This window comes from Parachitinimonas caeni (assembly GCF_030129945.1).
GTDB classification, from domain to species: domain Bacteria; phylum Pseudomonadota; class Gammaproteobacteria; order Burkholderiales; family Chitinimonadaceae; genus Parachitinimonas; species Parachitinimonas caeni.
Genome location: NZ_JARRAF010000002.1, coordinates 171412 through 190250, shown reverse-complemented (window position 1 = coordinate 190250; position 18839 = coordinate 171412). Strand labels below are relative to the sequence as shown.

Below are 18839 nucleotides of genomic sequence, written 5' to 3'. Positions count from 1 at the left end.
AGGCTGTCAGCCGACACCGGCTCAAAACGCCATTGCATTGATTATTTGAGGGAATGAGTTGAAAAAGATTCTGATTGTTGGGGCCAATTCGGCCATTGCCGCCGCCGCTGCGAGGCAATGGGTAGGCCAGGGCGTATCGTTGGTTCTGGCGGGCCGCAACCCGGACAGACTGTCGGCCTTGGCGGCGGATCTGCACGTGCGGGGCGGGTCGGCCGTCAAAATTGTCGAGGCCATTTATGATGCCACCGACCGTACCGCTCACGCGGCGCTCGTCGAAGGGGCATGGAATGCACTGCAGGGCCTGGATGGTGTACTGATTGCCCACGGCAGTCTGCCCGATCAGAAAGCCTGCGAAGCGTCGGTGGCGCAGACCCTGATGGAGCTGGAAACCAATGCCCTGTCCGTGATTGCGGTGGCTTCTTTGCTGGCTAACCGGTTCGAAGCCCAAGGGCGGGGCGTCATCGCGGTGATTGGCTCGGTGGCGGGAGATCGGGGCCGGCAGTCCAACTATGTCTACGGTGCGGCCAAAGGCATGGTGGGTTTGTTCCTGCAGGGCTTGCGCAATCGCCTGAGCCGTAAAGGCGTACGGGTAGTGACCATCAAACCCGGATTCGTTGATACCCCGATGACGGCCAGTTTCAAGAAAGGCGCCCTCTGGGCCAGTGCCGATCAGGTTGCAAGCGGGATTGTGCGTGCAATGGAACGGGCCGACGGGGAAGTCTACCTGCCGGGCTTCTGGCGGCTTATCATGCTGATAATCCGCCACATCCCCGAGGCGGTCTTCAAAAGGATGAGCCTGTGAGCCAGGAACTGGCGCTATTCGATTTCGACGGCACGCTGACCGACCGGGATTCGCTGCTGCCGTTTCTACGATACGTGGCAGGCGACGTCACCTACTTTCGCGGGATGGCAATCCTGTCGCCGCTGTTGCTGGCCTACCTGGCTCGTATCGTTCCCAACGATATTGCCAAGCAGAAAGTCATTACCCGATTTCTGGGGGGGCGCGATCTGGCCGAAGTCAGCGCTTGGGGCGAGTTGTTTGCCGAAGAACGAATTCCGAATTGGTTGCGACCGGGCGTGGTGGACAAACTGAAGTGGCATCAGCAGGCGGGCCATGAGTGCGTGCTGGTTTCGGCATCGCCAGATATCTATCTGGCACCCTTTGCCAAGCGCATGGGGTTCTCGGCAGTGCTGTGTACCCGGCTTGAAACACAGGGTAGCCGGCTGACGGGGCGCCTGAATGGCCCCAACTGCTATGGCCCCGAAAAGGTACGGCGCATCAACGATTGGTTGAATGGTCGTCAGCCTGAGGTCGTTCATGCCTATGGCGATAGCCGGGGAGACCGGGAAATGCTGGCCATGGCGCACCATAAGCACTACAAACCGCGCTAGATTCTTCAGTTGACGTTTTTTCGGCCGGAGACAAACCTTCAGCTGAACTCAGGCAAGACTCGGCGGAGGGCGCTTGGTCTGTGTGAGCCCGGCGAAGCCCTGAAACAACATATCTACCAATACCGGAGCCTGGGCAGCCAAATCGAAGTCCCGGCGAGCCAGCCAGTTTTGCAACAGGCCGGCGACAAAAGCGTTGAGGGCTTCGGCGGCCAGACCGCTGTCGAGCGCAGCGGGTAGCTGGCCGGCGGCGATGGCGGCATCCAGCGAGTCTTTCAGCTCTTTGATGCACTGGCGCTTGTTGTCGGCTTCGGCGCTGAGCACGCTGGCGATCTCAGGGTTTCCGGCATCACATTTGAAGAACATGATTTCGAAGACATCCCGGGCACGGGGGTCTTCTGCGGCCAATTGCAGCACCATGATGGTTGTGCGCTTGAGGCGACCTAGCGGGTCGGGTCCGGTTTCCCGCATCAAGGGGTCGAGCATGGCCTGCATCGGCAGCGATACCCGGTCGCACATTGCCGCGAATAACTCCGCTTTATTCCTGAAGTGCCAGTAGATAGCCCCTCGGGTCACCTTGGCGGCGCGGGCAATATCGTCAAGCGTGGCGCGTGCCACACCTTTTTCCAGAAATACTTGCTGAGCAGTATCCAAAAGCAACTCGCGTGTTGCCAGCGCTTGCTCTTTGGTGCGGCGAACCATGACTGACTTCCTCTCGAACGGACGTATTCCGGCCATTGCTTTGGGCTGGTGGCCTGGTTTGTTGAGGGAGCCAGAACGCAAGCTGCCCTCGGTTTCCCCTAATTTTAAACCACCCTTAGACCGATTTACAAACATGCGTGTATGTATCTAAAATGCCCGACACCTGGAATGGAAAGGCAGGGCCTTTGCCTGATGCGGCCTGCGTGCTTGAATCGGCAGCGATGCACTTTGCCGGCCAACTGAGGGCGGTGGCTGACCGATTTCCAGAAAAACCCGGGACGCCGCGTATAAAGCGCTTGTTCGGCCTGCGTGGTGGCGGCTGAAGGTTGGCAAGTTTTGGTTGCGACCGGGGGAGTACCGTTCGAGCGGCAAATCGTCCTGTTTGGTGGCCGCACCTTTCATTCCGACACGCTATGCTGATTTGAATGTGTTGCCTGGCAACGTCGCCTGCCATGCAAACCAAACCAGCTGCCCTTCAGGGAGACAATCCAATGCATGTTCCGCACCACCCCGCATTTCCCAAGGCTCCTCGCCTGCCTGCTGCGTCCTTACCTCTGGCCCTGGCCATTCCCCTGCTGCTGACTGCCTGTGGTCAAAAGCCGGGCGAGGCCGGGCATGGCATGATGATGCCACCCACAGAGGTCAGCATTGTCACCGTGACACCCAAAGAGGTGCCGATCGAATTTGAATACGTTGGCCAGATTGCCGGTTCGCGTGAAGTGGAAGTCCGGTCGCGCGTCAGTGGTTTGATCGAGAAACGTCTGTTTACCGAAGGAAACCGGATCAAGGCCGGTCAGGCGCTGTATCAGATTGATCCCGCGCCTTTTGCCGCCCAGCTGGCCGCTGCCGAAGCCGATGAAGCGATGGCCAAGGCGCGTCTGGCTCAGGCCGAGCGGGATCTGACCCGCCTCAAACCCCTGATCGAAGCCAAGGCCACCAGCCAGAAAGAGGCTGACGATGCCACATCGGCCGTTGACATCGCCAAAGCCGCGCTCAAGGCGGCTGAAGCGCGTCGAACGGCAGCCAAATTGGATATGGATCATGCCGTTGTGACGGCCCCGATGGATGGCGTGATTGGCAAGACCCTGAAAGAGCAAGGCAGCCTGGTATCGGCGCAGGGGGATTCGTTGCTGGCCACCATGGCGCAGACGAATCCGGCGCACGTGCAGTTTGGCGTGGCCGAGGCCGAGCAGGGGCGCGTGCAGCAGGAGTTGGCCAGTGGTGAGCTGAAGCTCGCCGATAAAGGATTCAACGTGAAAGTGCTGCTATCCAATGGCAGTGTTTACCGTGAGACCGGTCATCTCGACTTCAGCGACTACAAGGCTGATCCGGCAACCGGTACTTATGCGGCACGAGCCAGCCTTGCCAACCCGGATGGCAAGCTGGCTCCCGGCCAGTTTGTCCGGGTACTGCTGATGGGGGCCAGCCGGCCAGCGGCGTTGGTGGTGCCGCAGCGCTCGGTGCTCGAAGGTCCGACCGGCAAGTATGTTTACGTAGTGGGCAAGGGCAAGGATGGTAATCCGGCGGCTGAGCCACGTCCGGTAGTGGTGGGCGATTGGGTCCGGCTGGATGGCGAGGTCAAGAATGGCTGGGTGATCAAGCAGGGCCTCAAGGCTGGCGACCAGGTCATCGTTGACGGCGTTGCCCGCATTTTCATGCCGGGAACCCCGGTCAAGCCAGTTGCTGCAGGGGCGCAGTCTGCACCGCCTGCACCAGCGGCCAAGTCATAAGCGGGGGGCTGCATGTTTTCTCGTTTCTTTATCGATCGACCGATCTTCGCCTTCGTCATTTCCATTTTCATGGTTTTGGCGGGTCTGGCGGCGATGCGTGTCTTGCCGATTGCCCAGTATCCCGATATTTCGCCGCCTGTGGTGCAGGTTCGCGCCTTCTACCCCGGTGCTTCGGCGGAAACGATTGCGGAGACGGTGGCGGCGCCCATCGAAAATGCTCTGACCGGCATTGAGGGCATGATGTATATGAACTCGACCTCGACCTCGAATGGTGCGGTCGAGATCGCCGTGACCTTTGAAATCGGCACGGATGTGGACAAGGCCGCAGTGGACGTGAACAACCGCGTCAAGCAGGCCGATGCGCGCTTGCCGGAAGAAGTGCGGCGGCAGGGCGTGACGGTCGAGAAGGGCTCGTCGGCTTTCCTGCAGGTGTTGGCGTTCTATTCGCCAGAAGGCAAGTACACCGACTTGTTCACTTCCAACTACGTCACCCTGAACGTGCTGGATGAGATCAAGAAGATCCCCGGTACCACCAATGTGCAGATCTTTGGTGCCAAGGATTACGCCATGCGTGTCTGGCTCAAGCCCGACCGCATGACTCAGCTGAAGGTCACGGTGCAGGATGTGGCGGGGGCCATTGCCGAGCAGAACGCGCAGTTTGCGGCCGGCAAGATCGGGCAATCGCCCAATGGTGGCAATCAGGAACTGGTCTACACCATTACCACCAAGGGACGTCTCAATTCGCCCGAAGAGTTCGAGAACATCATCGTCCGCAGCAATCCGGACGGCAGCAAGCTGCGTTTGAAGGACGTGGCACGGCTTGAACTCGGCTCGCGTGACAACGACTTCAACGGTACTTACAACGGCAAGCCGGCCGTGCTGATGGGGATTTTCCTGCAGCCCGGCGCCAATGCGCTGGATGTGGCAAACGATGTGAAGACGGCGCTGACTGGCCTGTCGGCACGCTTCCCGCAGGGCCTGAGCTATGCCGTGCCGTATGACACGACGCGCTTCGTTGAAGTGTCGATCCATGAAGTGGTGAAGACACTGGGCGAAGCCATGGTGCTGGTATTCCTGGTGGTGTTCCTGTTCCTGCAGAACTGGCGGGCGACGCTGATCCCGACGCTGGCGGTGCCGGTGTCACTGATTGGCACCTTTGCAGGGCTGCATCTGCTGGGCTATTCGATCAACACCCTGACCTTGTTCGGCATGGTGCTGGCGATCGGTATCGTGGTGGATGACGCCATCGTGGTGCTGGAAAACGTCGAGCGGATCATGCACGAACAACATCTGCCCGCTCGGGAAGCCGCCCTGCAGGCGATGAAGGAAGTGACCGGCCCGGTGATTGCCATTGTGCTGGTGTTGTGTGCGGTATTCGTGCCGATCGCCTTTTTGGGCGGCCTCACCGGTGAGTTGTATCGCCAGTTTGCAGTGACGATCTCGATTGCCGTGGTGCTGTCCGGTGTTTGTGCGCTGACCATGACCCCCGCGCTGTGCGTGCTGATTCTCAAGCGTGAGCACAAGCAGACCGCCCGCTTCTTCCTCTGGTTCAACGACTGGTTCCACCGCATGACCGGCCGCTATATCGGTGGCGTGACCTTCCTGATGAAGCGCTCTTTGCTCGGGATTATGTTGTTCCTCGGCATGGTGGCGCTGGCGGCAGCAATGTGGCGGGTGACGCCGGGTTCGCTGGTGCCGGATGAAGACCAGGGTTACTACATCGGTGCGGTGTTCCTGCCTGATGGCGCGTCGCTGCAACGGACCGACAAGGTGCTGGAGCAGGTTACCGCAGCGATCCGGTCCAACCCGGCTAACGAGCACGTGATTGCCTTTGCTGGTATGGACTTTATTGGCGGCGGCTTCAAAAACAACGCCGCAACCATCTTTGTCACCCAGAAGCATTGGGATGAGCGCAAGGTGACCGTGAACGAGCTGGTCGGCGAATTCTTCATGAAGACTGCCGGCATCAAGGATGCACTGGTGATTGGCTTTGCGCCGCCAGCCATCTTTGGCCTCGACAACACCGGCGGCTTTACCGTTTACCTGCAAAACCGGGGTGAGGGGGGGGCCAAGGCACTGGCGGCTGCAACCGGCGCCATGATCGGTGCGTCGATGAAGAATCCGGTGCTGAGCGGGGGTGACCGCCACGGTGTGCAAACACTGTGGAAGGCCAATGCGCCACAGCTCTATGTCGATGTTGACCGGGATCGGGCCAAGTCGTTGGGTATTCGCCTCGACGATGCCTTTACCACGCTGGCCGGCACTTTGGGGACGTTCTACGTCAACGACTTCAATAAATACGGTCGTGCCTGGCAGGTGCTGATGAGTGCCGATGCGCCTTATCGCAAACGGCCGGAAGACATTGGCCGCATCTACGTGCGCAGCCAGCGTGGCGAGATGGTGCCCTTGTCGGCCTTTGCCAAGGTGCAGTACAGCGCTGGTCCGGATGTGATGGAGCGTTACAACAACCTGCCGGCTGTGAAGCTGCTGGGCGGCCCAGCCCCGGGCCATTCTTCGGGCCAGGCCATTGCCGAGTTCGAAAAGCTGGCCAAACAGGTGCTGCCGCCGGACATCAGCTTCGAGTGGACGGGTGCTGCTTTCCAGGAAAAGAAAATCAGCAACGCTTCCGCCATTGCCTTGGGTGCGGCGGTGGTGATGGTGTTCCTGATCCTGGCGGCGCAGTACGAGAAGTGGTCGCTACCGCTGTCGATTCTGCTGGCCATGCCGTTTGGGGTGTTTGGCTCGCTGCTGGCGGTGAAACTGCGCGGCTTCAGTAACGATGTGTACTTTCAGATCGGTCTGGTGACGTTGCTGGGCCTGGCGGCCAAAAACGCGATTCTGATCGTCGAATATGCGGTGATGAAGCACCACGAAGGCTATCCGCCGGCTGCCGCCGCGATTGAAGCCGCTCGTCTGCGCTTCCGCCCCATCATCATGACTTCGATGGCCTTCATTCTGGGGGTATTGCCTCTGGCGATCAGCCACGGGGCGGGCGCCGGGGCGCGGACTTCGGTGGGCACAGGGGTTATGGGCGGCATGCTGGCTGCGACCTTCCTGGCGGTGTTTTTCATTCCGCTGTTTTACAAGTTGATCGTCTACCGCCGTCTGTCAACGCCACCCGATGAGCTGGTGCCGCCACCGACCGATGGCATCGTGGATACGCAGGAGGCACATCGTCATGGCTAAACCGAATCTGATTCCTGTGGTGTTGGCGGTTGTGGTGGCGCTTGGCCTGTCGGCCTGTGCCAGCCAGCCGGCCAAACCGCCAGCGCTTGAGTTACCCAGCCAGCCGGCCAAGCCGGCACCTGCCGAGCTTGACCGGTGGTGGCTGAGCTTTGCCGACCCGCAACTCGATAAGCTGATCGACGAAGCGCTGGCACATAACAGTGACGTTTTGCTGGCCAGTGAGCGGGTTCAGGCCGCGCGTGCCAGTCTGGCACTGGCCACCAGTGCGCTCTACCCCGAAGTCAATGCCACGGGCAGTGCCAGCCGTAACTCATCGAGCCAGGCCACCGACCAGCCACGCCAGCCTGGCGCGCCAGTCGCAACCAATACCTATCGCCTGGGTCTGGCAATGTCCTATGAACTGGACCTGTGGGGACGGGTGGCGGCTGGCCGCATGATGGCCGAGCAGACCGTCAACGCCAGTCGCTACAACCAGGAAGCTGGCCGAGCCATGGTGGCGGCGGCCGTAGTGCGCAGCTATTTCACGCTACTGAGCCTGGACCGGCAGCTGCAGATGGCTGAGCGGCATCTGGCGATTCGTCAGGAGCTGCGGACACTTCGCCAGAAGCGGCGCGCCGCCGGATTGGATGGTCCGGACAGCCTCGAAGCCGCCGAACAGGCCTTGGCGCAAGCCAGCGGCAATCGGGCGCAACTGGCGTCCGGGCGGGATAAGGCCGAGCTGGCGCTGGCCGGACTGCTGGGGCGCTCCCCCCGCCAGATCGTTGAAGCCAAGCCAGACCGGGCTACCGGCTTCGAGCGCTACGCGGGAACGGCAGAGATCCCCGCCGGCCTGCCTTCCGACCTGCTGCAACGGCGGCCCGATGTGCGAGCTGCCGAGGCAGACTATGCGGCGGCTGATGCAGGGGTGGCAGAGGCCCGCCGCCGCTACTTCCCTAGTCTGAGCCTCACAGGCTTTCTGGGTGGCGAGAGCGCCTCGCTGTCTGATGTGCTGAAGTCGGCGGCCCGCACCTGGAATGTGGCGGCCGCTGTCAGCCAGCCACTGACTGGCTTTGTGCGGATCGGCGCCCAGGTGGATGCGGCTGAAGCCAACAAGCGTCAAGCCGAGTTGCGCTATCAGCAAGTGGCGCGTTCTGCCTATACCGATGCCCTGTCGGCACTGACCCAGCATCGCAGCAGTCGCGACAGCTGGCGCGAGGCCGAGAAGCGTCTGCAGAGCCAGCAGAGGCTGGATCAGCTGGCGCAGCTGCGATTCAAGCAAGGGGTGATTGACCGGCTGGCCTTGCTCGAAGCCGAGAGCGGCCGGCTTGGCGCAGAGTACGAGCGTGACAATGCCTTGCGTGACCGGCTGACAGCACTGGTGGATGTCTACCAGGCGCTGGGCGGGGGCTGGAGCGGCAAGCTGGAGTAAATATGAAGTAGTGAAGGAATGGCTGGGGAGATTAGCCACCCCAGCCAAACCTCGCCAGATCCACCCGGCCGGAGGCATCAAAGATGATGCCTTCGGCTTCCAGCAGAATTCGTTGCAGATCATCACTCCCATCCAGCCCACGTGGGCTGATGCGTCCTTCGCTGTTCACCACTCGCCACCAAGGGATCTCCCGTTCTGTGGGGGCGGCTTTCAAAGCCACTGCAACATGGCGGGCATGCCGGGGCAAGCCAGCGGCGCGGGCCACACTGCCATAACTCATTACCCAACCAGAGGGAATGCCGGCCACGATGGCGAGCAAGCGCGTATGCAGAGGGCTGAGCTTGGGTGTCGGTTTCATGGCGGGTGATTAAATCTTGCGAACTTGGAAAGTTGGATAATCCTAAAAACTCGGGAACTTGACGAAATTAGCGTGGTCGGCCTTATAAGACCCTGTATTTTCAGCCAACTCAAACAGAGGTCGAACACTTTTCCCACTCGACAAGGACCCTGATTGAACCTCACTTCCCTGCGCCAGTCACCCCTGTTGTCCGCTATCGGACGTTACGTCGAATCTCTTCCTCCCGCCATTCATGGCCTGGCCCTCTCCGTATTCATCAACCGCGTGGGCGGTGCGGCCAAAGCTTTCTTTGCCCTGTATCTGCACGAAGCACGCGGCATTCCACTGACGACAGTCGGCTTCCTGCTAGCCTTGTATGGTGCCGGTGTGTTCGCCGGTGGGTATCTGATGGGGATTCTCAGCGATCGGCTGCCAACCCGTCGCCTGATCATTGCGGTGCTGGCCGGCAGTGGCCTCAGTCTGCTGGCTCTCGGGGCCGCAGAACCGATCTGGTTGATCGGGACGCTGTTACTGACAGGGGGGCTGCTCGATGGCGGCTTTCGGCCGCTCAATCAGCGGTTGATCATGGAAGTCTCTGCCGAGCACCAACGGCGACGCGCACAGGCAACCGTCAGGGCTGCTCTGAACCTGGGCGTTGGCGTGGCCGGTCTGGTTAGCGGCTGGCTGGCCTCGGTGGGTTATGGCTGGATCTTTCTCGCTGACGGCTGTAGCTCTTTGCTGGCGGCAACGCTGCTCTACCGGCTGCTGCGCCATTTGCCGGCGCCTGCCGTCAGTCAGGCGGGCAGCCAGCAGCAGGCCGGCCGTCTGCCCTATCAAGATGGCCCTTTCCTGCTATTGCTGGCGTCGGCGCTTATCCTTGCCATTATCTACGACCAGTTTTACAGCACCTATGGTGCCTATCTGCGCATGGCTTACCAGCTAAGCCCGATCTGGGTCGGCTATATGTACAGCCTGAATGGCTTGATGGTTGGCTTGCTGCAGATTCCGCTGACCGTCTGGACTGATCGCTTTGGCTATCGCCTCAACGCCATGCTGGGTGCGGCCATGCTAACGGGTGGCTTCTTCCTGCTGCCATTTGGGCGAGGTGCGCTCTACTTGACGCTAACCACCCTCATCTGGACGACCGGCGAGCTTCTGCTGATGCCGCAACAGCAGGCACTGGTGATGCGACGGGCTGAAACTGGCCGCAGCGGTCATTACTTCGGTTTATACGCAGCGGTCTGGGGTGGGCGCGGCTTTCTGGCACCGGCTATTGGCACCCAGATTTATGCGCATTTCGGCGGCAACGCGGTCTGGTATGCCTGTGGCGTGGCCGGCATCCTCGCCATTGGCTTGCAGCAGCGAGCCTTTAGCGGTTTATTGGGCAGACGGTAGAGAAACTGTGCTGAGACGGGAGGGCGCCTGGTCTGGCGCGTTCCCAAGCGGAGCAATGGGTATTTTTCAGAAGTCTATTCTTAAAAAGCGGACATGGATATTGCTACCAAATATCTCGCTATGGCAGGTTTGTTTTATAGCGTAAATTAAAAACAGAAATGGCGAGGGGAATAGACGAATTAACGCAGGGGGGATTGTTCAAGCAGTTTTGCATAACTGCCATCATTCAGGATTTCATTAATGACATGATTGATTTCCTGGAGGGTGATATTGCCCTGGCGTGAAATGGCACATTGCGACTTGATATTGTTGATATAAAGCGGTGGATTGAGTGGTAAGGGTGGGTCGCTGGTCAGTTTGTGAAATTCCAGTGATGAGGCACTCATGATGGCATAGTCATAACGCCCTGCCCGTAGTTTCTGTATATTCGATGCCGCGTTGAAACTATCATCCCGAATGAATTTCTTGCCCAGCTTCTTTTCAACTTCGGGATATGCATAACCCAGAATCGTACCGACCCGCTTGTCGGCCAAATCCTCAATAGCTTTGGGGGCCGGGGTGCGAGGCTCGCTGATGATGACATCCGCGACATCAATAAAGCCGATACTCCAATCAAAATGTCCTGGCAGCCATTCCGGAATATAGCCACACAAAATATCTGCATCGCCATTTTCCAGCGCCAGTGGCAGGCGTTTGCGCGGCAGGGTGATAAACCGGGCTTCACGGTGGCTGCGGGCGGCCAGTAATCTTCCGAGCTCGCGCTGGAAATTGTCGATAGACAGTGCAGCCACATCTTTTAATTGCTTTTCTTTAAGCAATACCCGTAACTCCGCCGCCTGCAATACAGGATGGGCCAGCAGGGTGCAGGCTACGGTGAGCAAGGCGAATCGCTTCATTTACCCGATATAGCCCAAAGCAGATGGCACTACCAGCCTGAGGAGAAAGAAATATTCAGAATCGGCATGGCGAATAGGTCGCTGCGCCATGCCGGCGGCAAGTATGTAGATTAGGCGTCGTTGAAACCCAGGATATTGTCCCAGTGGAATTCGTTATTCTGGAAGCTGTAAATTCCCCGATAAATATGCGCGAAAATATCGGCGTTAAATTCGTCGGATAACGAGCTTCCCAACAAAACGGGTGCATGAATGCGAAAGCCGCTTTGCCGGTTGGCCGCTCGGTAAGGCACGCTTAAGGTCAGTTTTGCCGGTTTGGGGTGGTAGGCGACCAGTTCCAGTATCGCGGAGTCGGTGCGGCCGGTGGGCAAATAACCGTAGGCGTCATAGATCAGCACCTGAAACGGCAACTGGTGCGGGTTGCTGGCAAGCTGCTGGTGATAGTTCTCCATCAGCTCATCCGGGTTCGAGAAGGGGTCGCTAACGAGGACATTCTCATCATTGGCGCCGGGCCGCAGCAAGGTAGGCGAAATGGCTTGCCCGCCAGCTGCCATGAAAATGCCGAATGCCGCCATCCAGCCAAGTTGCTCGAAGGCTTTGATCAGCCCATCCGGAAACGGCGAGCCAGCTGGCGCGGACTGTCCGCCGGGCTGCGGGACGATGACCAATCGATCGGTGTTTTCGTGCAGGATGGCTGCGGCCTGCCTGGCGAGGCCATTGTCCGGGTCGTCATCAAACAGTGCGCTGGTTATGGTGGCTAACGGGGTATACAAGGCATGCCCAAGCAGGCAGACATGGGTGGTTTCAAACGCGGCGGGTAATGATGCCCCCATCTGGACTGCCTGCTGGTAGGCCAGCCATTTTTGCGGATAGGGGCCGTGTCGCGCGACGGTGGCCGCGAAGTAGTAGGCCAACAGATGCACAAAGTTGGCGCTTTCCGGCTTGTTCACAAACTCGACATAGTCCGGCTGCAATTCGGCGCGTATCCGCTTGAGTAGGGCATCCAGCCGTTCCAGGCTTTGCAGCGAGTAGTCGAGATGGAGGCGCCCCAACGCCTGCCTGAACGAGAGATTGCCCTCGATATAGTCATTCTCGGCAAACAATCTGAGCATGACGGCGGGCCAGGCATTGGGGTCTCGGCGCTGTTGCGATTGCACCACGTCCAGCATTGAAACCACAAAGTCACGGGCGGGTTGCATCTGGTCTGGCAAGAATAGCCGTCGAGCCAGATAAGAAAGCGGCATGCACAGCGCACCGTGCGTGTAGCCGATCACATACGAGAAAAAGCCGGGGTCCATCTTGAAGCTGGCTGGCTGTCTGGCCATGGTCTGCTCATAGTCAGCCCAATCCAGTGGTTGGCCAATGCGTCGTGCCAGATACTCACCAATGTAGAACGTAATCAGCAGGGCAAAGTTGCGTTGGGGAATCTTGCTGAAAAAGTCATCGGAAGAGAGCGGCGCTTTTTCTCGGATCTGGTCCAGCAAGGCGTCCAGCCTGTCCAGGCTTTCTGGGGTGTAATCTAGTCGAGCTTGCTGCAATGCCTTGAAAAACAAGACACCCCCCTCGACTTCGCGCTGGTTGGCATAGGCATCAAGAAACTGGTTGGCGGTCTGGTTCCAGTCCATGGAAGGATGATCCTGTTTGATTGTTGGGCGCAGTAGGCTGCCGGAGTGACCATTGCCAAGCAAGCGTCGAGGCCACAAATCGGTATTGTTGCCAGAATAGTTGACTTGATGGGGATTTGCGACGCGGCGAATGCCGGCCGCAAATCCCATTAACAACGGTCAGCGGGGCTCAGCGCTCAATCTGGCTGACATCCCGCACGGCGCCGGTATCGGCACTGGTGGTCATCGCGGCATAGGCCCGCAGTGCGGCACTGACCGGACGCTGGCGATCAACCGGTTTCCAGGCTTGATTGCCCCGCGCCTGCATGGTTGCGCGACGGTGGGCCAGATCGTCGTCGCCGACGGCAAGATGAATGCGCCGGTTCGGGATGTCGATGTCAATGCGGTCGCCTTCTTCCACCAGTCCGATGGTGCCGCCTTCGGCCGCTTCAGGCGAAACGTGGCCGATGCTGAGGCCCGATGTGCCGCCCGAGAACCGCCCATCCGTCAGCAACGCACAGGCTTTCCCCAGACCTTTGGATTTCAGGTAGCTGGTGGGGTAGAGCATCTCTTGCATACCGGGCCCGCCCTTGGGGCCTTCGTAACGAATCAGAACGATGTCACCGGCGATGATCTGGTCGGCAAGAATGGCTTCTACTGCGGCGTCCTGGCTTTCAAAAATGCGGGCGCGGCCGCTGAAGACGAGGATGCTGTCATCGACACCCGCAGTTTTCACGATGCAGCCCCGTTCGGCGATATTGCCGTAGAGCACGGCCAGCCCCCCATCCTGCGAGTAGGCGTGTGGCTTGGAGCGGATGCAACCTTCGGCGCGGTCGAGATCCAGCTCGGGCCAACGCATGCTCTGGCTGAAGGCGATGGTGGTCGGCACGCCACCGGGGGCCGCCCGGAAAAACCGATGCGCCTCGGAATCGGCCGCTTGGCGCACGACATCCCACTGTTCCAGCGCAGCAGCCAGTGTCGGCGCATGCACGGTGGCGACGTCACGGTGGATGAGTCCCGCCCGGTCCAGCTCGCCCAGAATGCCGATCACACCGCCGGCGCGGTGTACATCTTCCATATGGTATTTCTGGGTGGCTGGCGCGACTTTGGCCAAGCAGGGCACGCGGCGCGATACCCGGTCGATGTCGGCCATTTTGAATGGCACACCGGCTTCAGCGGCTGCGGCCAGCAGGTGCAATACCGTGTTGGTGGAGCCGCCCATGGCGACATCCAGGCTCATGGCATTTTCGAAGGCTTCAAAGGTGGCGATATTGCGGGGTAGCACGCTGGCGTCATCGCCTTCGTAGTAGCGTTTGGCCAGTTCGACGATCAGGCGGCCGGCCTTCAGGAACAGTTCCTTGCGGTCGGCATGGGTGGCCAGCGTCGAGCCGTTTCCGGGCAATGACAGGCCCAGCGCTTCGGTCAGACAGTTCATCGAGTTGGCGGTGAACATGCCGGAACAGGAGCCACAGGTTGGGCAGGCGCTGCGTTCAACCGCTGCAACCTCTTCGTCGCTGACCTTGTCGTTGGCGGCTTCGACCATGGCATCCACCAGATCGAGCTTGCGTGTTTCGCCCTGCCAGTTGACCTTGCCGGCCTCCATCGGGCCTCCCGAGACAAATACTACCGGGATATTCAGCCGTAGCGCCGCCATCAGCATGCCGGGGGTGATCTTGTCGCAGTTGGAGATGCAAACCAGCGCATCGGCACAGTGGGCGTTGACCATATACTCGACCGAATCGGCGATCAGGTCGCGGCTGGGCAGGCTGTACAGCATGCCGCCGTGCCCCATGGCAATACCGTCATCGACGGCGATAGTGTTGAATTCCTTGGCGACGCCGCCGGCTTTTTCGATTTCCCTGGCAACCAGCTGACCAAGGTTGTGCAGGTGGACGTGGCCCGGCACAAATTGGGTAAAGCTGTTGGCAATGGCGATGATGGGTTTCTGGAAGTCCTCATCCTTCATGCCGGTAGCGCGCCAGAGTGCGCGGGCACCAGCCATGTTGCGGCCGTGGGTGGTAGTGCGGGAACGGTAAGTAGGCATGGTTCAATTCCTTGCTGTGGCAATCGGCTGCCGACAATCATCGGGCTTGGTTAATTTCGGTGAGGCCGCCGGGTAGTGCGGTGCGATGCGCAGTCATGAATGGCCAAGGGTGCGGCGCCGACTGTCTGGATCTCGCGGTAATTGGGTGGGGGCCGGTCAGGCGCCACAATCGTTCTGATTGTAGCCCGAAACCTTGCCGGATGGCCCGACCGGCCACAATGGCAGGGCCGGGGTATCATGCTTTGCTGCGTTGTATCAACAGACCCGAAAAAATCAGAAGGAGAAGAGAGATGAAGTGGATATCTGCCCGCCGTGCGGCATGCTTGTTGCCATTATTGTCCTTGCCCGTTGCAGCCACCGATCTGCAAGAGCTGGAAAAACAAGTGATGGAAGCGGAACGCGCGTTTGCCAAAACCATGGCGGATCGTGATCTGGAAGGCTTCAAGCGCTTTGTTGCGGAAGATGCCGTGTTCTCATCCGGCAAGTCGTTGCGCGGCAAACAACAGGTGGTTGAGGCCTGGAAGGCGTTCTATGCCAAGCCCACGCCACCGTTTTCCTGGAAACCGGAGTCGGTAGAAGTGCTGGAGTCGGGCAAACTCGCCTTGAGTCGGGGACCGGTCTATGACCCCAAAGGCAAGCAGGTGGCGCGTTTTCACTCCATCTGGCGGCTCGAAGCGCCCAATACCTGGCGTGTCGTGTTCGATTTCGGTGTGGATGTCTGTGACTGCAAGGCCGCTGAAGAGGCCGGCAAACCGTCTTAAATCGTCCGTGCGGTCTGGATTGGCCGGGCTTGTCCAACAGCCCCCGTCTTGCTTGCCGGTTATAATCGCCGGCTTCCCTTCTTTACCCTGAGCTGCACGATGATCATTCATCCCAATTTCGACCCGGTCGCCGTACACCTGGGTCCGCTTTCGATTCGTTGGTACGGCTTGATGTACCTGGTCGGGTTCATTCTGTTCCTGATCCTGGGCCGGCAGCGCATCCGCCGCGATGCCACCGCCAACTGGGACGTCAAGCAACTGGATGACCTGCTGTTTTATGGTGTGCTGGGGGTGATTCTTGGTGGCCGGATCGGCTATGTGCTGTTCTACAAGTTTGGCGACTACCTGAGCAACCCACTGGCCATCTTCAAAGTGTGGGAAGGCGGCATGTCTTTCCATGGGGGGTTTCTTGGTGTGCTGGTAGCGATGACCTTGTTTGCACGCAAATACCGCAAGCACTACTTCGATGTGGCCGATTTTGTGGCGCCCCTGGTGCCGCTAGGGTTGGCCGCCGGACGGATCGGCAACTTCATCAATGGCGAGCTTTATGGCCGTGTGACCCATTCCGATGCGCCATGGGCCATGCTGTTTCCCTCTGCACGCGCTGACGACATCGCCTATGCGGCAAGTCACCCCGAGTGGCAGTCGGTGCTGGCCCAGTTTGGCGGATTGCCGCGCCATGCCTCGCAGCTCTACCAGTTTGCGCTCGAAGGCATGCTGCTGTTTTTTGTGCTGTGGTTCTATTCAAAGCAGCGCCGCCGCACTGGTCGGGTATCGGCCGTGTTCCTGCTGGGTTATGGCCTGTGCCGGTTCGTGGCAGAGTTCGCCCGTGAGCCCGACAGTTTCTTGGGCTATCTGGCGCTGAACCTGTCGATGGGCCAGTGGCTGAGCCTGCCCATGATCGTGCTGGGTGGTTGGCTGTTCTACGCAACCCGGCCGCACGGCAATTACTATCGCTGAAGACAGGTTCTGCTGACCTGATTGCACAAAACCCCGGTAGCGCCCGGCCCGAAGGGCGCTGCTGGCGGCGGACACCGAACGGGCCTTTCACAGGAAGAATTCCATGCATATCGCTATCCTCGATGATTACCAGAACGCCGTTCCCAGTCTGGAATGCTTTCGTTTGTTGAATGGGCATCAGGTCAGCGTCTTTACCGACACAGTGACCGATACCGATGCCCTGGCGGCAAGACTGGCCGATGTCGAGGTGCTGGTGCTGATTCGTGAACGTACCGTTATCAGCCCCGAACTGTTACGCCAATTGCCCAAGCTCAAACTGATCAGCCAGACCGGCAAGGTCAGCAATCATCTGAAGCTGGAAGACTGCACTGCGGCTGGCGTGGCGGTGGCAGAAGGCATTGGTTCGCCGGTGGCGCCGGCCGAGTTGTGCTGGGCCTTGATCATGGCGGCGCGCCGTCATCTGCCAGCCTATGCGGCCAATCTGCAGCGGGGGCATTGGCAGTCATCCGGTGCTTTGGGGCTGGGGCGGGTGCTCAAAGGTCAGACACTGGGTATTTGGGGCTATGGCAAGATTGGCCAGATGGTCGCCGGTTATGGCAAGGCATTTGGCATGCAGGTGCAAGTGTGGGGGCGCGAACCCTCACTCGCAGCGGCCGTTGCAGAGGGTTATCTGGCCGCCAGCAGCCGTGAAGCGTTTTTCGAGCAGGCGGATGTGTTGTCCCTGCATCTGCGCCTGAACGACGCAACACGCGGCATAGTTACCCAAGCCGACTTGCAGCGGATGAAAACCGACGCCCTGCTGGTCAACGTCAGCCGGGCAGAGCTGATCGAAGCGGGGGCCCTGGAAGCGGCCGTGGCGGCAGGCCGCCCCGGCTATGCCGCCGTGGACGTCTACGAGAGCGAGCCGATCCTGGGCACAGACCATCCCTTACTGAAGCTGCCGCAAGTACTGTGCACGCCGCATATCGGTTATGTCGAGCATTCCAGCTACGAACTCTATCTGCGTACTGCTTTTGACAACGTGATTGCCTATGCCGAGGGGCGTCCCCAGAACATTGCCAATCCCGCCGTTTTGGCAAACTGAGTCTGTCTACACCGTTTCCGCGATAAAATGATCGAAGCCCACGAGGCGAGATAACAGGGCGCAACCTTGCCGGAACCCCGGTAGCGGGTTAGCGCCCCATAACGGAGACAACACCATGCACGTCAAAGTGCTGGGATGCAGCGCAGGAATATCCGAGGGTCTGCGCACAACCTCATTCAAGCTGGGTGATCATGCCTTGCTCGATTGCGGTACCGGTGTCGGCGATCTATCGCTGCCCGAACTGCTGGCCATTGATACGGTTTTCCTCACGCATTCCCATCTTGATCACAGCGGCTTTTTGCCGTTTCTAGCCGATGCCCATGCCAGTCACGGTGGCCCAGGCATTACCGTTCACGCACTGCCCTATGTGACGGCGTTACTGCGCCAGCGGCTGTTCGATGGCCCACTCTGGCCTGACTACACCCGGCAACCCGAGCCCGATCACCCCTATATCCGCTTTCAAGCGCTTGATTTCGCCACCGCTATTCCCTGTGGGGATGGCACGGTGCGCGCCCTTCCGGCCCAGCATAGCGTGCCGGCCGTGGGTTTTCTGCTTGAAGGCCCGAAGGCCGCCTTGGCCTTCTCCGGTGACTCCGGTCCGTGTCCGGCTTTCTGGGCGGCTGCCGCCGCAAGCCCCAAGCTGGCGCATGTCATTGTCGAAAACACCTTCCGCAACCAGCAGCAGACCGCCGCCGAGCGCTCGGGGCATATGATTGCCAACTGGCTACCGCCGTTGGCAGCAGGTATCGACCGACCTTATGAATTGTGGATCTCCCACCTCGAACCCGGCCACGAAGCGGCGCTGATGGCAGAAGTGCAGGCGCTGCCTCTGGCCACACCGGCACGGCCACTGCAGCGTGGGATGATGTTCGTGCTGTAACAACGGGCCAAGCTGGCCAGTGCTATTGCGGATAACGTCTGTAGAACAGGGCCAGGGTGAGGCCGCCAGCTGCAGCGGCCCAGCCCACAGGCCAGGCATCGCCCGTTGCCAGCAGAAAATAGCTTGCCACAGCCAAACCCGCCAGATAGCTGACAAGCGCAACGGGTCGGCGCCAGCGTGGCGCCATCCAGGTGGCAAACGCGACCACCAGAGCCCCACACAAAATCGAGCCAATGGCCATCGCCATCCGCTCTACAAAGTAAGACCACGGGGCATAGCACATGCCTGAGACCAGATACTCGGCCGGGCAGAGCTTTTCGTGCGCTTGCAGAATGAGCAACGCCACCAATACCCCCAGTAACCAGCCAAACACCGCCACAGGAATGGTGGCAAGCCATCGAACAAGGTGTAGCAAACGATCGAGAGACATCACGGTGGCAAAAGTTAGGTTGAAAAAATGGCCTGC

At 59.7% G+C, this 18839-nt stretch carries 16 protein-coding genes; 10 read left to right on the top strand and 6 right to left on the bottom strand.

Annotated features, from left to right (window positions below; translation table 11 throughout):
- Positions 1 to 58 precede the first annotated feature (58 nt).
- Together PZA18_RS02515 and PZA18_RS02510 are read left to right on the top strand one after the other, a co-directional pair.
- Positions 59 to 802 carry an SDR family oxidoreductase gene (locus PZA18_RS02515; protein ID WP_284099208.1) on the top strand — a complete coding sequence of 248 codons (744 nt, stop codon included), beginning with the start codon at positions 59 to 61 and terminating at the stop codon, positions 800 to 802.
- Positions 799 to 1392, top strand: coding sequence for an HAD family hydrolase (locus PZA18_RS02510; protein ID WP_284099207.1), 594 nt, complete (start codon positions 799 to 801; stop codon positions 1390 to 1392). Before PZA18_RS02515 ends, PZA18_RS02510 begins: the two co-directional genes overlap by 4 nt.
- A 48-nt stretch (positions 1393 to 1440) precedes the next feature.
- On the opposite strand, the gene PZA18_RS02505 is transcribed toward PZA18_RS02510, so the two are convergent.
- Positions 1441 to 2091 carry a TetR family transcriptional regulator gene (locus PZA18_RS02505; protein ID WP_284099206.1) on the bottom strand — a complete coding sequence of 217 codons (651 nt, stop codon included), beginning with the start codon at positions 2089 to 2091 and terminating at the stop codon, positions 1441 to 1443.
- A 491-nt stretch (positions 2092 to 2582) separates the two neighbouring features.
- On the opposite strand from PZA18_RS02505, the gene PZA18_RS02500 reads away from it, so the two are divergent.
- Genes PZA18_RS02500 through PZA18_RS02490 form a run of 3 tightly spaced genes read left to right on the top strand, consistent with a single transcriptional unit; the run spans position 2583 to position 8415 of the window.
- Positions 2583 to 3821 carry an efflux RND transporter periplasmic adaptor subunit gene (locus PZA18_RS02500; protein ID WP_284099205.1) on the top strand — a complete coding sequence of 413 codons (1239 nt, stop codon included), beginning with the start codon at positions 2583 to 2585 and terminating at the stop codon, positions 3819 to 3821.
- Between the two features lie 12 nt (positions 3822 to 3833).
- Positions 3834 to 7007: an efflux RND transporter permease subunit gene (locus PZA18_RS02495; protein ID WP_284099204.1), complete on the top strand. Its 3174-nt coding sequence runs from the start codon at positions 3834 to 3836 to the stop codon at positions 7005 to 7007.
- The gene (locus PZA18_RS02490) at positions 7000 to 8415 is read left to right on the top strand and encodes an efflux transporter outer membrane subunit (protein ID WP_284099203.1); all 1416 of its coding nucleotides are present in this window, start codon (positions 7000 to 7002) and stop codon (positions 8413 to 8415) included. Before PZA18_RS02495 ends, PZA18_RS02490 begins: the two co-directional genes overlap by 8 nt.
- Positions 8416 to 8446: 31 nt before the next feature.
- Here the strand turns inward: PZA18_RS02490 and PZA18_RS02485 are convergent, their stop codons facing one another.
- A complete protein-coding gene (locus PZA18_RS02485; RefSeq protein ID WP_284099202.1) occupies positions 8447 to 8773 on the bottom strand; it encodes an MGMT family protein in 327 nt (108 codons plus the stop codon).
- 153 nt (positions 8774 to 8926) lie between these two features.
- On the opposite strand from PZA18_RS02485, the gene PZA18_RS02480 reads away from it, so the two are divergent.
- Positions 8927 to 10147 carry an MFS transporter gene (locus PZA18_RS02480; RefSeq protein WP_284099201.1) on the top strand — a complete coding sequence of 407 codons (1221 nt, stop codon included), beginning with the start codon at positions 8927 to 8929 and terminating at the stop codon, positions 10145 to 10147.
- Positions 10148 to 10326: 179 nt separating this feature from the next.
- Here PZA18_RS02480 and PZA18_RS02475 read toward each other — a convergent pair whose 3' ends face one another.
- The 3 genes from PZA18_RS02475 to ilvD all read right to left on the bottom strand — a co-directional run bounded on the left by PZA18_RS02475 (position 10327) and on the right by ilvD (position 14688).
- Positions 10327 to 11043 carry a substrate-binding periplasmic protein gene (locus tag PZA18_RS02475; protein WP_284099200.1) on the bottom strand — a complete coding sequence of 239 codons (717 nt, stop codon included), beginning with the start codon at positions 11041 to 11043 and terminating at the stop codon, positions 10327 to 10329.
- A 110-nt stretch (positions 11044 to 11153) separates the two neighbouring features.
- The gene (locus PZA18_RS02470; RefSeq protein ID WP_284099199.1) at positions 11154 to 12665 is read right to left on the bottom strand and encodes a hypothetical protein; all 1512 of its coding nucleotides are present in this window, start codon (positions 12663 to 12665) and stop codon (positions 11154 to 11156) included.
- Between the two features lie 169 nt (positions 12666 to 12834).
- The gene (ilvD, locus tag PZA18_RS02465) at positions 12835 to 14688 is read right to left on the bottom strand and encodes a dihydroxy-acid dehydratase (protein WP_284099198.1); all 1854 of its coding nucleotides are present in this window, start codon (positions 14686 to 14688) and stop codon (positions 12835 to 12837) included.
- Between the two features lie 290 nt (positions 14689 to 14978).
- Here ilvD and PZA18_RS02460 point away from each other — a divergent pair, with 290 nt between their 5' ends.
- The 4 genes from PZA18_RS02460 (at position 14979) to PZA18_RS02445 (ending at position 18373) form a co-directional block, all read left to right on the top strand.
- Positions 14979 to 15449, top strand: coding sequence for a YybH family protein (locus PZA18_RS02460; RefSeq protein ID WP_284099197.1), 471 nt, complete (start codon positions 14979 to 14981; stop codon positions 15447 to 15449).
- A 99-nt stretch (positions 15450 to 15548) separates the two neighbouring features.
- Positions 15549 to 16409, top strand: a complete 861-nt coding sequence (lgt, locus tag PZA18_RS02455) for a prolipoprotein diacylglyceryl transferase (protein ID WP_284099196.1) — start codon at positions 15549 to 15551, stop codon at positions 16407 to 16409.
- A 103-nt stretch (positions 16410 to 16512) separates the two neighbouring features.
- On the top strand, positions 16513 to 17493 hold the full coding sequence (locus PZA18_RS02450; protein WP_284099195.1) for a D-2-hydroxyacid dehydrogenase family protein: 981 nt from the start codon (positions 16513 to 16515) through the stop codon (positions 17491 to 17493).
- 115 nt (positions 17494 to 17608) lie between these two features.
- Positions 17609 to 18373: a 3',5'-cyclic-nucleotide phosphodiesterase gene (locus PZA18_RS02445; protein WP_284099194.1), complete on the top strand. Its 765-nt coding sequence runs from the start codon at positions 17609 to 17611 to the stop codon at positions 18371 to 18373.
- Positions 18374 to 18395: 22 nt separating this feature from the next.
- Here PZA18_RS02445 and PZA18_RS02440 read toward each other — a convergent pair whose 3' ends face one another.
- Positions 18396 to 18803 carry a hypothetical protein gene (locus PZA18_RS02440; RefSeq protein ID WP_284099193.1) on the bottom strand — a complete coding sequence of 136 codons (408 nt, stop codon included), beginning with the start codon at positions 18801 to 18803 and terminating at the stop codon, positions 18396 to 18398.
- Between the last annotated feature and the right edge of the window lie 36 nt (positions 18804 to 18839).